Annotated in this window: 12 protein-coding genes; 8 read left to right on the forward strand and 4 right to left on the reverse strand. The window is 40.2% G+C overall.

All coding sequences use genetic code 11. The annotated features are described in order from the left end of the window. Positions 1-34 precede the first annotated feature (34 nt). A complete protein-coding gene (dacB, locus tag AB4160_RS06000; protein WP_372003884.1) occupies positions 35-1,486 on the reverse strand; it encodes a D-alanyl-D-alanine carboxypeptidase/D-alanyl-D-alanine-endopeptidase in 1,452 nt (483 codons plus the stop codon). Between the two features lie 461 nt (positions 1,487-1,947). On the opposite strand from dacB, the gene pssA reads away from it, so the two are divergent. The 5 genes from pssA to AB4160_RS06025 all read left to right on the forward strand — a co-directional run bounded on the left by pssA (position 1,948) and on the right by AB4160_RS06025 (position 6,943). After that, positions 1,948-3,261 carry a CDP-diacylglycerol--serine O-phosphatidyltransferase gene (gene pssA / locus AB4160_RS06005; RefSeq protein ID WP_372003886.1) on the forward strand — a complete coding sequence of 438 codons (1,314 nt, stop codon included), beginning with the start codon at positions 1,948-1,950 and terminating at the stop codon, positions 3,259-3,261. A 77-nt stretch (positions 3,262-3,338) separates the two neighbouring features. Further along, positions 3,339-4,109, forward strand: coding sequence for a tRNA-uridine aminocarboxypropyltransferase (locus tag AB4160_RS06010; RefSeq protein ID WP_102439847.1), 771 nt, complete (start codon positions 3,339-3,341; stop codon positions 4,107-4,109). A 44-nt stretch (positions 4,110-4,153) separates the two neighbouring features. Further along, the gene (locus AB4160_RS06015) at positions 4,154-4,477 is read left to right on the forward strand and encodes a hypothetical protein (protein WP_102519894.1); all 324 of its coding nucleotides are present in this window, start codon (positions 4,154-4,156) and stop codon (positions 4,475-4,477) included. Between the two features lie 179 nt (positions 4,478-4,656). Further along, the gene (locus tag AB4160_RS06020; protein ID WP_372003888.1) at positions 4,657-6,663 is read left to right on the forward strand and encodes an ATP-dependent DNA helicase RecQ; all 2,007 of its coding nucleotides are present in this window, start codon (positions 4,657-4,659) and stop codon (positions 6,661-6,663) included. 1 nt (position 6,664) lies between these two features. After that, positions 6,665-6,943: a hypothetical protein gene (locus AB4160_RS06025; RefSeq protein WP_102439836.1), complete on the forward strand. Its 279-nt coding sequence runs from the start codon at positions 6,665-6,667 to the stop codon at positions 6,941-6,943. A 112-nt stretch (positions 6,944-7,055) separates the two neighbouring features. Here the strand turns inward: AB4160_RS06025 and eco are convergent, their stop codons facing one another. Beyond that, entirely contained in the window at positions 7,056-7,619 is a 564-nt protein-coding gene (eco, locus tag AB4160_RS06030) for a serine protease inhibitor ecotin (protein WP_102439837.1), read from the reverse strand. Positions 7,620-7,820: 201 nt separating this feature from the next. Here eco and AB4160_RS06035 point away from each other — a divergent pair, with 201 nt between their 5' ends. Next, the gene (locus tag AB4160_RS06035) at positions 7,821-8,795 is read left to right on the forward strand and encodes a GGDEF domain-containing protein (RefSeq protein WP_372003909.1); all 975 of its coding nucleotides are present in this window, start codon (positions 7,821-7,823) and stop codon (positions 8,793-8,795) included. On the opposite strand, the gene AB4160_RS06040 is transcribed toward AB4160_RS06035, so the two are convergent. After that, positions 8,792-11,536: a bifunctional acetate--CoA ligase family protein/GNAT family N-acetyltransferase gene (locus AB4160_RS06040; protein ID WP_303412728.1), complete on the reverse strand. Its 2,745-nt coding sequence runs from the start codon at positions 11,534-11,536 to the stop codon at positions 8,792-8,794. The two genes, AB4160_RS06035 and AB4160_RS06040, sit on opposite strands and share 4 nt — an antisense overlap. Positions 11,537-11,555: 19 nt before the next feature. Next, positions 11,556-12,353, reverse strand: coding sequence for a LysR family transcriptional regulator (locus tag AB4160_RS06045; RefSeq protein ID WP_102439839.1), 798 nt, complete (start codon positions 12,351-12,353; stop codon positions 11,556-11,558). A gap of 195 nt (positions 12,354-12,548) precedes the next feature. Here AB4160_RS06045 and AB4160_RS06050 point away from each other — a divergent pair, with 195 nt between their 5' ends. Together AB4160_RS06050 and AB4160_RS06055 are read left to right on the forward strand one after the other, a co-directional pair. Further along, entirely contained in the window at positions 12,549-13,034 is a 486-nt protein-coding gene (locus AB4160_RS06050; protein ID WP_102439840.1) for a magnesium transporter, read from the forward strand. Next, positions 13,031-14,104 (forward strand): HlyD family secretion protein, encoded by a 1,074-nt coding sequence (locus tag AB4160_RS06055; RefSeq protein ID WP_102439841.1) that lies wholly within the window; start codon positions 13,031-13,033, stop codon positions 14,102-14,104. The genes AB4160_RS06050 and AB4160_RS06055 overlap by 4 nt, the downstream gene beginning before the upstream one ends. The last annotated feature ends 6 nt before the right edge of the window (positions 14,105-14,110 follow it).

The raw sequence follows: 14,110 nt of genomic DNA on the forward strand, positions 1-14,110 counted from the left end.
GAGAGTTAAAGCGCATAGTTTACAATGCGCTTTTTTATGGCTGTAAATCATATAATCTTCGCAGTAATAGCGCGCTAAAAGGGGCTAGTCTTGTTTGTTTTGCATCAGGAGTGAGTCCATTTTCTATAATCACAAAGGCATAGTGTTTACCATTTTTTGCCTGAATAAATCCCGCTAAGTTTTCAACCCCTAGCATGGTGCCTGTTTTTGCTGATATTGCTGCTTTCAAAGGCGGTTTATTGAAATGTTGTTGGTACTTTAAGGTGCCGCTTTTACCAGATATAGGTAAAAACTCAGTTAGGTATTGAAAACGTGTATCGCTGTCGATGAGTTGCAGCACAGATAACATTTGTGCTGAAGTCAGTAAGTTATAACGAGACAAGCCTGAGCCATCAACGAGATTGGCATCATTAAATGGTAAGTTCAATTCGATTAAAATCGATTGTAATGCTTTAGCGCCCATAGTAAAGCCGTTAATATCAAGACCCTCTATGTTATCGCTGTTAAACGTTTGCCGGTAAAAATCTTGGCCAATGTTTTTTAATAAGCTATCGGCAATTAAATTATCTGACTTTTCCAGCATGATCTTTAATAATTTGGGTAACTTTTCAGACTGATGCGTGGCTAACAACTGCGCGCTAGGCGGGATGCTTTGCTTACTTATGATCAAATTAGCGTAATTGACTTGCTTGTCATTGAGTATGGCTTTGATCACATCTTTGGCATAGCGAGACGGATCATTAACAGCAACGGCTAAACTTATAGTTTGATTGCCTGGGTAACAACCTGAAATTCGATAGCGATTGCCGTCAAAGCGTTGCATGTGTAACTCGCAAAATTGCGCCTTAGCTTGAGTAACGTCTATATTAGGTTTAAAAACCGCCTTGGTGCTGATTTCAACTGGGTATTGTGCATCTATTATGATTTCAGATGCGTTATCTGCTAGTGGACTTAGGCTTGCTCTGACACAGTTTTTATCAATAATAAAATCGGACACTGGCGCTGCGTAACAAATACCGAGGTCATCCCATACCCAGCCAGGTGCTCTAAGACTTTCACTGGTCGGTGATACTAAGATCACATTGCCATTTATATGTTGTATATCCTTAGTTTTAAGTGTGGTGAGTAGTTGTTTTAGTTGTTCACGAGTAAAGCTAGGATCACCACTAAATTTAATATACACATCACCATTGAGTTGCTGCTGTACTACAACTCCATCAATATATACTTGGGTTTCATAATAAAAATCAGTACCTAATTGCTTTGTAGCTGCAACGGCAGTAAGTAGCTTTTGGATGCTCGCGGGTTGCATTAATGTCTGCTCATTAATGCTGTAAACACTGCTGTTTTTTTCAATATCCCATATGTTTATAGCCAGTTGTGATTGAGGAGGCGCAATATGTTGCATCACATTGGCTAAGTATTCATCGGCCCACACAGGTAAGCTAAATAAAGAAACAATTAATATACGTATTAGTAAATACATAACTAGCCAGTAGTAAAAGTTTGAGTCTCTCTAAAATACGTGATCTAACGGATTATTACAGTAATGAAGCGATAAAAATTGATGTTAGACCTTAGCGTCAGTTTTTGTGTTTGTTTTTTGCTCAACATGATTGATTTTTATTTATTCAAATAAGATAGCGTAGGTTGTTTTTTCTACAGGCCTTAACAATCACTTTAAAAGTTTGATCCAAAATCGTTCACTTGAGCCTCATAAACCCATCAAATAGGGCTATAACATCAGAAAAGCCTTGCTCATAAGCCGCTAAGTCGGTAATTTCTATCTCCTAATATTTTTTGTTATTCAGTTAAAACGATGACAAAGTATAAATTTTAAAGTGACAGTATTTATTATTCAAAATTAGAAACAAACGATAAATACTTACCTAGTCAATTTATATCGACGTTAATAGCATTTAACTGTTTAAGTTCAAGGAGGTTGCCTTGCTGGATAAGCTTGGTGGTATCGCATTACAAAATGAATCGTTAAAGTGGTTATTAACCCCGGTTCAATTTAAACAAGAATTGTTAACTCGCATCGCGAATGCTACGAATGTGATATATATTGCTGCGCTTTATTTAGAAGATGATGAAGCGGGCCGAGAAGTTCTTGAGGCGTTACTTGCAGCTAAAGCTGCTAACCCAGAGTTAAAAATAGTTGTCCTAGTGGACTACCATAGAGCTAGGCGTGGCCTAATTGGCCATAAAGGTGATAGTGGTAATTACATCATGTACCGCAAAGCCATGGCTGCTGCGAAGGCACCTTTTGACATCTTAGGTGTACCAGTTAAGTCTCGCGAGTTTTTAGGGGTATTACACCTTAAAGGCTTCATCATTGATGATGCAGTAATATTCAGCGGCGCTAGCATTAATAACATTTACTTTAAACAAAACGATAAGTACCGTTTTGATCGTTATCATGTGCTGGAATCTGCTGAGCTTGCTCGCAGTATGGGTGAGTTCATTGAGCAACATCTAATTAGCGATCCGGCTGTTTGTCCGTTGACTCAAGACAGCAGCGACGAAAAATGCCCTGATAAAAATGACATGCGCACCTTTAAAACTCGCTTATCACGTTCAGATTATCAGTTTGAAAGTACCCGTATTGGCAATCGTGTTACGCCGCTTGTAGGCTTAGGCCGCAAGAAGAATAAGTTAAACGAAGTGGTGATAAAATTGGTTGATGAATCAACCGAGTCACTGTTTATCTGTACGCCGTATTTTAACCCACCAAACTCTTTAGTGAGAGCGTTGACGCGTCATTTACGTAATGGAAAGAGTATTGATATCGTGGTGGGTGATAAAACCGCCAATGATTTTTATATCCCACCAGAGAAAGATTTTTCTACCATTGGTGCATTGCCTTACATGTACGAACAAACCTTACGTAAGTTTGTAAAACGTCAGCAATGGGCGATTGAAAACGGTCAGTTACGGATCCACTTATGGAAAGACGGTATCAATAGTTATCATTTAAAAGGGATTAGTGCTGATGGCAAAAAGCATCTCATCACTGGTTCTAATTTAAACCCAAGAGCGTGGGCGTTGGATTTAGAAAATGGTTTGTTATTGCATGATGACAGTGGTGTGTGGAAGCAAAGTTTTGAGGCGGAACAAGAATTTATTCTGCAGCATACCGAAAAACTGTTCCATTATAGTCAAATTGAAACCGTGCAAAAGTATCCGGCTCCTGTGAAAAAGATTATGACCAGGATAAAGCGCTTAAAAGCTGACCTTTTACTAAAAAGAATTCTATAGTAACTTCATCACCCAATTGGGTGATGAATTTTTTTGAACGTTATAAACTATAACGTGTAACCGAGAATAATCCCATGTTGGCGTTACCTCCTGAGCAGCAACACGCAGTTCATCGTTTGTATCAATACCGAAAATCTATTTCAACTAAACCATTTGCTGCCAGAGGGAAAAAACTCATTCGCTGCCAGTGGTGTTTATTAGGAGAAATTTTCTGTACCTGTCAACATAGACAATATATCAATACTGAAGCCCACTTCATGCTAGTCATGTATGATGATGAAGTGCTAAAGCCAACCAACAGTGGCCGTTTAATTGCTGATTTAGTCCCTAATACTAGCGCTTATTTATGGTCTCGTACTGAGCCCAATAAACAAATGATTGAAGCGATCAACGACCCCAAATATCAGCCAATGCTGATATTTCCTGAGCAGTATGCCCAAGAAGGGCAAATGGTGGTTAGTCATCCTAGTCAATGTGACAATGCCGCCACTGGTAAAATACCGCTGTTAATTTTATTAGATGGTAGCTGGCGTCAAGCGATCAAAATGTTTCGTAAAAGCCCTTATTTACATAGATTGCCATTGTTTTCTTTTAGTCCTGAAACCTTAGCTAATTACGAATTAAGAAAAGGCAGCCATGATTTTCAGCTATCAACTGCTGAAGTGGCAGCTCTGGCCCTTGAAGCCATCGACGAGCCATTAAACTCCAAAGCATTGAGCTCGTGGTTTAATTTATTTGTTGAGTCGTCGTTACTGGGTAGAAATCGTCGTTTAAAAGAAGATATCATTCCGATTGAAAGTTATATTCAGCAGTTTGAACAAGCAATGCTAAACGCAGCGGCTAAATAGCGTTTAAATACCATCATAAAAGCAGCGGATGCGAGTGTTACTCTATGTTAGAAAGTAAGTTGATTGTGTTATATCGTCTAGAGCCCGGTTGTTTGGGCCCCGATGGTATGGAGCACATACAAATATTTTGTGATTTAGCACAGCAAATGCTGGCAAGCCTTGATACTGCAACATGTCAATGGTTTTTAGAGCCACGTTACAACAAACAACTCGATGAAATGGCGTACTGTCTAGCCAATAACATGTTATCTCGTGAGCAAGCCACTAAATTTATGGTTCGCTTTGGCGATGATTTAGAGCAAGCTCAAGAAGCCTTCGAAGACAAATTAACCTTGTTAATCAATCAATACCTATCACGTAAAGGCTAACCGACCTTGTTTATTTCAACTTTATGCTCCGATATTACTGTTTATTCTTTTGATGAATAAAGCCGTGTTCACCTCGGGTAAGTATTTTATAAGTTATTGTTTTATAAGCTTCAGAGTTTCAATTTTATTCGTGTTAGCGTATAATTGCCTTCGCTTTAATCATCAATCTAGGCTCCAGTATGCAAACTCCATCGTTTGATAGTCCTTCGCCATTACTACATGACAACGCCGATTTAATTCAAAAGCTCGAGCAGCAATTTGGATTTAATCAGTTTAGAGAAGGGCAAATTGATGTAATTAAACATATTTTGTCAGGAGCATCTTCTTTAGCCATTTTTCCTACAGGCTCAGGTAAATCACTGTGCTATCAATTTAGCGCCTTACAACTGGCTAATGTCACCTTAGTGGTATCGCCATTGCTTGCGTTAATGAAAGATCAAATCGCTTTTTTAAATGCTAAGGGAATAAATGCCGCCAGCATAGATTCAAGCTTAACCTTTGAGCAAACACAGCAGGTTATGCGTGATGTTCGCCGCGGGCATACAAAAATTTTAATGGTGTCAGTTGAGCGTTTTAAAAATGAACGTTTTAGGCAGTTTCTTAGCAGTATTGATATTTCATTATTAGTCGTTGATGAAGCTCATTGTATCTCTGAATGGGGCCATAACTTCAGGCCTGATTATTTAAAAATCCCATCTTATGTGCAGCAATTTAGTATTGCCCAAGTGTTGTTATTAACCGCCACAGCCACTGAAAAGGTAAAGCTGGATATGGCCAACCGTTTTGCTATTTTGCCTGAGCAAGTGGTACAAACGGGTTTTTATCGCAGTAATTTAGATATCAGTATCAAACCTGTTGTTGAAGCCGCTAAGCAATTGGAATTAGTCAACACAGTATCGCAATGCACAGGTGCTGGGATTATCTACGTGACCTTGCAAAAAACGGCAGAAGATATCGCGGCTTTTTTAAGTGCTAACAATATTCAAGCCACCACTTATCATGCAGGACTTGATTCAGAGCTCAGAAATCGCATCCAACAGCAATTTATGGACGGCCAAATCAACGTAATTGTTGCCACAATTGCCTTTGGTATGGGAATAGATAAAAGCAATATCCGTTTTGTGGTTCATTACGATTTACCGAAATCTATCGAAAACTACAGCCAAGAAATCGGCCGTGCAGGCCGAGATGGGCAATTGTCTCATTGTATTACGCTAGCTAACAAAGATGGCTTAAATACCATTGAAAACTTTGTTTATGGCGATACGCCAGAACCCTCAGCGATTACCAACTTAATAGAACATATTAGCGCTGAAGTTGAACATGGCCGCTGGGAAATGCAAGAGTATGCGATTTCAACTAGCTGTAACATTAAACAGTTGCCGTTAAAAACCCTGTTAGTTCAACTTGAATTAGCCAACGTGGTGCAACCAAGCTTTGCTTATTTTGCTGAGTTTAAGTATCAATTTTTGATTGATAAACAGCAGTTGCTGGCCAGTTTTGATCCCCAGCGCCAAGCGTTTCTGCAGCAAATATTTGAGCATACTCGTTTTAAGAAAATATGGGGTCAACTAGATTTCGATAGCTTATATCAGCAATATGGTGCAGACAGGCAACGGGTAGTTTCGGCGTTAGACTACCTAGCAGACAAACAATATATCCAGTTAGAAACCAAAAAAATAACCCAAGTGTTTAATGTTGATATCAATGCTTTAAGTAATCCAAACCTTATTGTAAGTTTGTCTGATTACTTCCAAAGTAACGAAGTCAAAGAGATAAAACGTTTAAATCAGCTTATTAGTTTTTTTGAATCAACTGAGTGTATTACTGCTAAATTGGCGCGTTATTTTGATGATCAGCAAGCACCTAGTCATTGTGGTCATTGTAGTGTCTGTCGTGGGCAGATAGCATTGTTGCCGCAACAGGCATTAGCGCCAATCACTCAATTAGCGTCATTGCAGCAGTATCTTAATGAGTTTTGCACTCATATGAACGCAAAAGGCATTATGCCGATATCTGTAGCGGTTCAAACTAAATTTTTAGCAGGTATTAGTGTGCCGATTTTTACCCGCAACAAAGTAAAGCAACTGTCAGGTTTTGGTTATTGCAGTCAGTATCGATATCAAGACATCGTTGATTATATCAATCACATAAACGGTAATAACTCAGATATGGGACCAGGTTAATATGAAGAAGAAAGCCGTAGATGCATTACTTAAAAAGCATGAAAAACTTAACCATATTGAAGGGGTTAAAGTTGTTTCCCATACTCAGCGTGAAAAAGAAGAGTGGGTTTACCATACCTTGATGTTAGCGGGTTACGATGTAGCATTTAAATTTAAGCGTACTAAAAAATATAAGAGCTTGCAGGATCAACTTGTGAGTTTAGTGTATTACCCTGAAGAGCATACTGTGGCTGGATTTAGCGTAGAGATTATGCAGGTTGTTCGGGTTAAACGTTGTTAAATTATTACCTTGGATCCAGTTAAATATTAAACAGCGTTAGCAGATGCATCATGGTTATTTGGGTTCTCTGCTGACGCTTTGTTATAACGCTGTTTAGCCATGGTCCCACACATTAATTTGAATAGTGGTAATCACCTTTAGCTTGCCAAATACGGTATCTTAACGTTGCATCTTCAGGTAGGTAAAATATTTTTGGTAAACGGCTATCATAATTGATGCTCAAGCTTTGTCCCATTGGCACAAATTTAGCCGTTTTAGGTTCATTACACATCATCATCGTACTTGGCCCTACCGTTATACTATCGACGCTATAAAACGGATATCCCCAGCCTGATAAATTCTGCTCGACCAATTTGCCACTTAGTCTATGGTGATTACAATCTACCAGCTTATTTTGGCCAATTTGAATTTCAATTTTATAACTCGCCTCATCATCACGCTGTGCTAATTCGAGTATATGTTGCACTTGCTTAGTCGCTGGCTTTGGAAACATCTTTATATTGTCAATTAGCTGATAATTTTCATGAGTATTTTTATGCATGGTTATCATTGCGGGTTGACTAAATTGGTTAGGCACAGGGCTAGTGGCATAAGCGGGTACTATTACTGTCGCCGATACGCTTAATAACGTTGCCATAGGTAGTTTATTTAATTGGTTTTTTAGTAAAATTTTCATATGGTTTCTCTTATGTAAAATGTTATTGTTATGCTTGTTATTGTTTTAAACGTATCAAATGCGTAAAAGGGTTATATTTTTTAAATTTAATTTTTTAGCATTTAAGTATAGCGTTACCTTTGCTGGGCTTACATTGACTTATATAAATCATAGGACGTGAAATTGAAGACGAGTTTAGAAAATTCTGCACAAATACTAAGAATGGCAGTGCCGCAAATGTCCGCGCTGCATATACCGGTTACCCCAGAAAATTATGCCATTTGGTATCAGTATTATGCGGAAACAAATTTAGACTTAAAACGTGCGATCGATGGTTTAATTGCCAATAAAGTTGAGTTTACCGCCGCGGTCAATCAAGGCCTTTATAACAACTTTATTCAAGAGCAGTCTCCAGAAGTCATTGATAATGTTCAAATTGAAACCAAATTACTCATCAATAGCTTATACAGTAAGATCCGTCAGCTTTCTTCTGGTACTAGTGACTTTTCATCGAGCTTACATTCTTTAAACGAGGAACTGCAGTCAAATCCAAGTCCACAATTACTTAACGAGTTAATCGTCAATATTAGTTTTGAAGTGGAGAAGGTGCTATTAAACAACGATTTAATGAAAGCCGACATAGACTCTCTGGGTAATGAATTAACGACTTTAAAAGATGAAATGACCAGTTTAAGTAAAGTGGCAATGACCGATGAATTAACCTCGTTAAATAATCGCCGTGCCTATGAGGTGTTTGCTTTAGAGCAAGTCAGTTTGTTTAGCCATAGCAATATACCTTGTTGCCTATTAATGATAGATATCGATTTCTTTAAAAAATTCAATGATACTTATGGTCATCTAGTTGGCGATAAAGTGCTGGCATTTGTGGCTTTTGCATTAAAACAAACGGTAAAAGGTAATGATTTCGTTGCCCGCTATGGCGGTGAAGAGTTTGTGATTTTATTGCCTAATACTGAGCTACAAGATGCCTTAACGGTGGCTGAGCAAATTAAAAATCGTATTGCAGATAAGCAGCTCACCATTGGTAAAGAAAAAAAGCAGCATTTAGGCAATATCACAGTATCGATAGGGGCTGCTGAAATCCACCCTGGAGATGATAGTGATACCTGGTTAAGTCGCGCTGATGAAATGCTGTATCAAGCGAAATCATCAGGTCGCAACTGTGTTAAAGGCTAATGTTTATCGGCAGAGTCTATACCCGCTTTAGCTTGCGGGTTAGCTTCACATTGGGGCAAGTCCATATGCATCTTAATCAGGTGCTCATCCATATCAAAAGATACCGTAAAGCCAAGCCCTTTGGCGAGGTTTGCCATACTGCGGTTTTCAAACATGGTAAAGCCCGCTAACACAGGAGTATTAGTGGTTTTATAATAGTTAATCAGTTTTTCTAATAGCATTTTACCTAAACCAATTCCTTGATAGTCGCCGCGCACCGCCATAGCAAATTCTGCTTCTGTATTATCAGGATCAGTCGATGCTCGCACCGCACCTAAGGTGATTGCCTCACCATTTTCATCTTCTGCAGTGGCGATAAATGCCATTTCTCTGGCGTAATCTATTTGTGTTAAAACCGCCATTTCCTCATGGGTCATTTTCGAACGAACGCCAAAGTAGCGTTTATAGCGATCTTCATCACTGAGTGAGTTATCAAAGGCTAAATGCTTTGGCTCATCCTCAGGAAGAATGGGCCTGAGCATGACCTTCAAGCCATTTTTCAAGGTGGCCTTTTGTTCTAACTCTTTTGGGTATGGCATGATCGCTAAGCGCGCTTTGGGATCAATATCTGTACAATTGAGCTTCATGTTAACGTCAAGCAGGGTAATGATTTCACCTGCGGCGAGCACTGGGTTAAGGTCTAAAGAAGCGATTTCAGGGCAATCGATAATCAGGTGCGATATTTGGGTTAGCATCACACACAGTGCGTTCATGTCTAAACCAAGGGGTAAATGTCTGTCTCTAAGTTTGTGAGTTTTCAACGCCTGAATGACCATATAGCGCGCCAGTGCCATATTAAGTGGCGGTAGGGCAACTGCAGCATCACGTGTCGGGTCCCATTCTGAGCCGCCTTCACCAAGGCAAATTGCAGGGCCAAAAACAGGATCATTAATCACAGAGACCCGCACTTCTTGAGCGCCAGCGGTTAATGCCATTTTTTGCACTATCATGCCATTGATTTCAGCGTCAGGGTTGGTGTCCTTAACTCTGGAAGTAATGGATAGCGCTGCCTGATACACTTCTTCAGCATTATTGAGGTTTAGTACCACACCGTGCACATCAGATTTGTACATCAAGTCAGGGGATTGGACTTTTAGTGCCACAGGAAAGCCCAACTTGGTGGCGATATTAACGGCTTGCTCTGCGCTACTGGCAAACTCTGTATCTATGGTATTTAAACCGTAAGCTTTTAAAATGTCACTGGCTTCATGGGTTTCGAGAATAAAACGATTATTGGCTTGGGCTTTTTGTAATAAATTCCGCGCTGTATTAGTGTCAGTGGGAATATTATCGGGAATAGATTGCGGCACTTCTTGCAATAGTTTTTGATTACGGCGGTATTCGACCATATGCATAAAGGCTTTTACTGCGCCTTCAGGGGTTCGATAAGTCGGAATCCCGGCTTTACTAAATCGCTTTCTTGCGGTGTAGGCTGAATCCTCACCACTCCAATTGGTTAAAATATTTAACTTGTTTCGATTTGGATGGCCCTTGATGACATCAATTAAACTCTGGGCGATTTGGTCACTTTCTTCTAATGCTGATGGTGAATGCAGCACTAAAATAGCGTCCATTTCTTGGCTATCCATCAATATAGTTAGTGCTTGGCTATAACGTTTACTGTCAGCATCACCGACAATATCTATTGGATTTTGACCAGACCAGGTTGTTGGCAATATGCGATTTAATTGAGTGATGGTGTCATCTGACAACTGTGCCAGTTTACCGCCTTTAATAATGAGTTCATCAGCGGCCAATACTGCAGGGCCGCCGCCATTACTGATTATGGCGACTCGCTCACCTTTTAATGGCGTGGAGTGGGCCAAACTTTCAACTGCGGCAAACAGTTCAATTAAGTCATGCACCCGCAACATACCACCACGCTTAAAGGCGGCATCGTAGACGGCATCATTGCCGCCTTTACCGCCTGTGTGCAACATAGCGGCCTTAACGCCTTCAGCACTGCGACCCGATTTAATCACAAATATGGGTTTATTACGGGCTGCTGCGCGCGCTGCGGATAAAAAATGACGCTTTTCACTAATAGAATCAATATAAAGCATAATGGCGCTGGTGCGGCTATCACGACCTAAATAATCGAGCAATTCATCAAAATTTATATCAGATGCATCACCTAAAGATATAAACGATGAAAAGCCGATGTCTTTATTATTAGCCCAATCCAGCACCGTAGTACAAATGGCGGCAGATTGTGACACAAACGCAATTTTGCCTTTTTTAGCGCCGGTATGCGCTAGGCTCGCATTAAGACCAATGGTGGGAATAATCATCCCTAAACTATTTGATCCCAATATTCGCATGCCGTAACGTTTTGCATTTTGCAGCGTTTGAGTTAACAGGCTAACACCATGTTCATCAAACTCATCAGCCATGCCTGAGGCCATAATTATCGCGATTTTACAGCCAAACTGCGCCAATGTTTCGACGATATCAGGTACGCGACTGGCGCGAGTACATATCACGGCTAAATCGGGTTTAATGGGCAGCGATTCAATATTGGGATAAGCCAATACGCCCATAACGGCGGAATATTTAGGGGTTACGGGCATAATGGGCCCTGAAAAGCCGCTGGCCAATAAGTTTTTCATCAACACGCGCCCCGCGCGCTTTTCACTATTTGAGGCTCCAATAACGGCGATGGAAGTGGGTTTAAATAATGTGTGAATACTTCTTTGGCTCATAATACCCTCAGCATAATCATTAACGCGTGGTAATTGCTTGTAATAAGACGTTTTTACATATCTCTGATAGCCATACTATTTTAGCTTCATGGCGCCGCGATGAGCTACAAATAATCGCCATGTCTATGGCGACTTCTTTTTTGTGCAATTCAGCATCGATTTTAAAATTATAGGAGTAATGATCGGCCAGTAATTGGCGATGTAAACTATAGTTGTCGGTAATGATTGTCGGATTATGGTTTTCATTTAATTCACGAAAATATTCAACATGTTCATTTAAATCATCAACTAATAGCTTTACAAATTCCCCTTGCTCATTGCCCACTTTAGTAACATAACCAGAAGCCACTTTTTTCTGATACAGCTGCTGCGGTCTGTCTCGCAATGATTGCACGCCGATATCAATGGAGCCATCGATCAAGCCATCATTACTGGATTTTCGCCATTGTCTTAACTCTATGGTGGCATTGGTTTGTTTGCGTAATTCATTGATTAGGCTTTTACCCATTAATACCATCAAGGGTTCGCCTAAGTGCACCGAAATGAACTGCAGGTTTTTAGGGTCAAAGTATTCTGGTTCTAGGGCTAAGCTAATTTGCTCGATAGAACTTTGGATTTGCGGGGCGATTTTATCGGCATAACTGGTGGGTTGTAGGCCATTAGCGGTGCGAATAAATAACGGGTCGCTTAGTTCTTCACGTAATTGAGCCAATACTTTTGAGACAAATGATTGTGAGCGGCCCAGTTGCTTGGCGGCTTTTTGGGTCGAGCCTGATCTATACAGGGTGACAAACACATTCAGTGCATTCAAATCCATGAGATACCGATAAATAAGTGCAATTTAACAATATATTACACTATAAATTCGAAGCGTACATTGGGACTAAAGTAAATAGTTCATTTGGAATATCGGTTATTCCGTTATCACAGTGAGTTATTGCTAGTATTCAGCTCATATACAGCGAGACATTGTTACTCTCCCTGTTAAATATCTCATGTTTTTAGGATCTTTATGACTGAATTACCTGATATCGACACGGTTCAACCATCATTGAGCAATAAGTTATCTTTCTATGTGCGAAAAATGACCACATTTATTTTATCGTTATCGGTTATCGGACTTTTAAGTTATGGCTTCTCATTACTCACTCAAATACACGGTAAGCAATTACCTGAAGGCTACTTTGTTAATGGCTACCCCAGCATTTTAACCCTATTAGATTCTGAATTTTTTATGGGCTTTGTGTTTGTGGTCACCATTTTGATCATTTGCTATGTACTGCTGTTATTTTGGAAATTACATGAAGTTGCAGTTCATAAGGCAGAAGCCATGTCGAGTGCCCATACCCAAATTGTGTTTGCTTTATCTTTATGTGGTTTGTTTATTGATAAGACCTGGTGGGTACTGGCGATAATCATTGCTTTTGGGCGCTGGGATGTCCTATCTAAACGGTTATCAAGCATCATTAGTAATGGCATCAAAGGAGTTAAATCATGAAAGAGATCATGTTGCCTTATGTGTTAATTATATGGCTCTTAGTCAAATTAGGGGTCATTCAATGGAACCTTACTAATGCGGTACGCACCATTGGTTTAGGAATGTTTATTGCTTTTTCATTGTTTACTGGCCATCGCTTTTGGTCACCCGCTGATTTAACCGATAGCTCAACCATTAAAGCGCCTCATGCAGTGCTAAGTCCACTCATTGGTCAGGAAGTTGAAAACGTCTATGTGACTCATAACCAAATCGTTAAAAAAGGGGACTTGATTTACACCTTAGTATCAGTGGATAGCACGGAACAAATCAAAGCCCTTGAAGCCAGTAAAAATGCAGTACAAGCGCAGCACGCTGCCGCAATCCAACAAATTAACGCTTTAAATGTCAGTATCAATAATGATGAGCGTAATTTAGCGCGTCTAACGGCCTTAAAAGAGCATGCAAGTCAGGTGGACCGCGATAATTTACAAGCGCAGATTGATGCCAATCGTGCCCAAGTGGCTGCCAATATTGCCCAGTTGGGCGCGCAAACAGCGCAAATGCAAGCTATTGAGGCTGATATTGAATCGGCTAAATGGACAGATTCACGTCGTGAAATACGGGCTCAATATGATGGGCAGCTTGCCATTACCAATGTAACTGAAGGCACCCGCTTGGGTAATATGCACTTGTTTGATACCAGTAAGAAATTTTTAGAAATGCGCATCGCCGATCAATCATATCGCTATATAAAACCTGGGCAGTTTGCCGAGTTCTATGTGGATGCTTATCCGGGAGAAATCTTTAGAGGCAGAGTGCACAGCATTACTTCAGGTACGGGCGAAGCCATGATTAACCCCATGAGTGGCAGTCAACATGTGCGCCAGCATGTGGGTAACAATGGCGGCTCTCATGGTCGTACAGTCGTTATTGAGTTTGAAGAACCTGAAGGTTATTCATTACCGATTGGGGCAACCGGCTCAGCTTGGATTTCTGCTGAGAAACCCCATCCAGCATTGGGCTTTATGGATATCATTGGCGCGGCGACTGTTAGGCTTAAAGCGTTAAAGTCGTACCTTAATGCGCTTTAGTGAATG

Origin of the sequence: Shewanella sp. 10N.286.51.B8 (genome assembly GCF_041469325.1) — a bacterium.
In the GTDB taxonomy this organism is placed as follows: Bacteria; Pseudomonadota; Gammaproteobacteria; order Enterobacterales; family Shewanellaceae; genus Shewanella.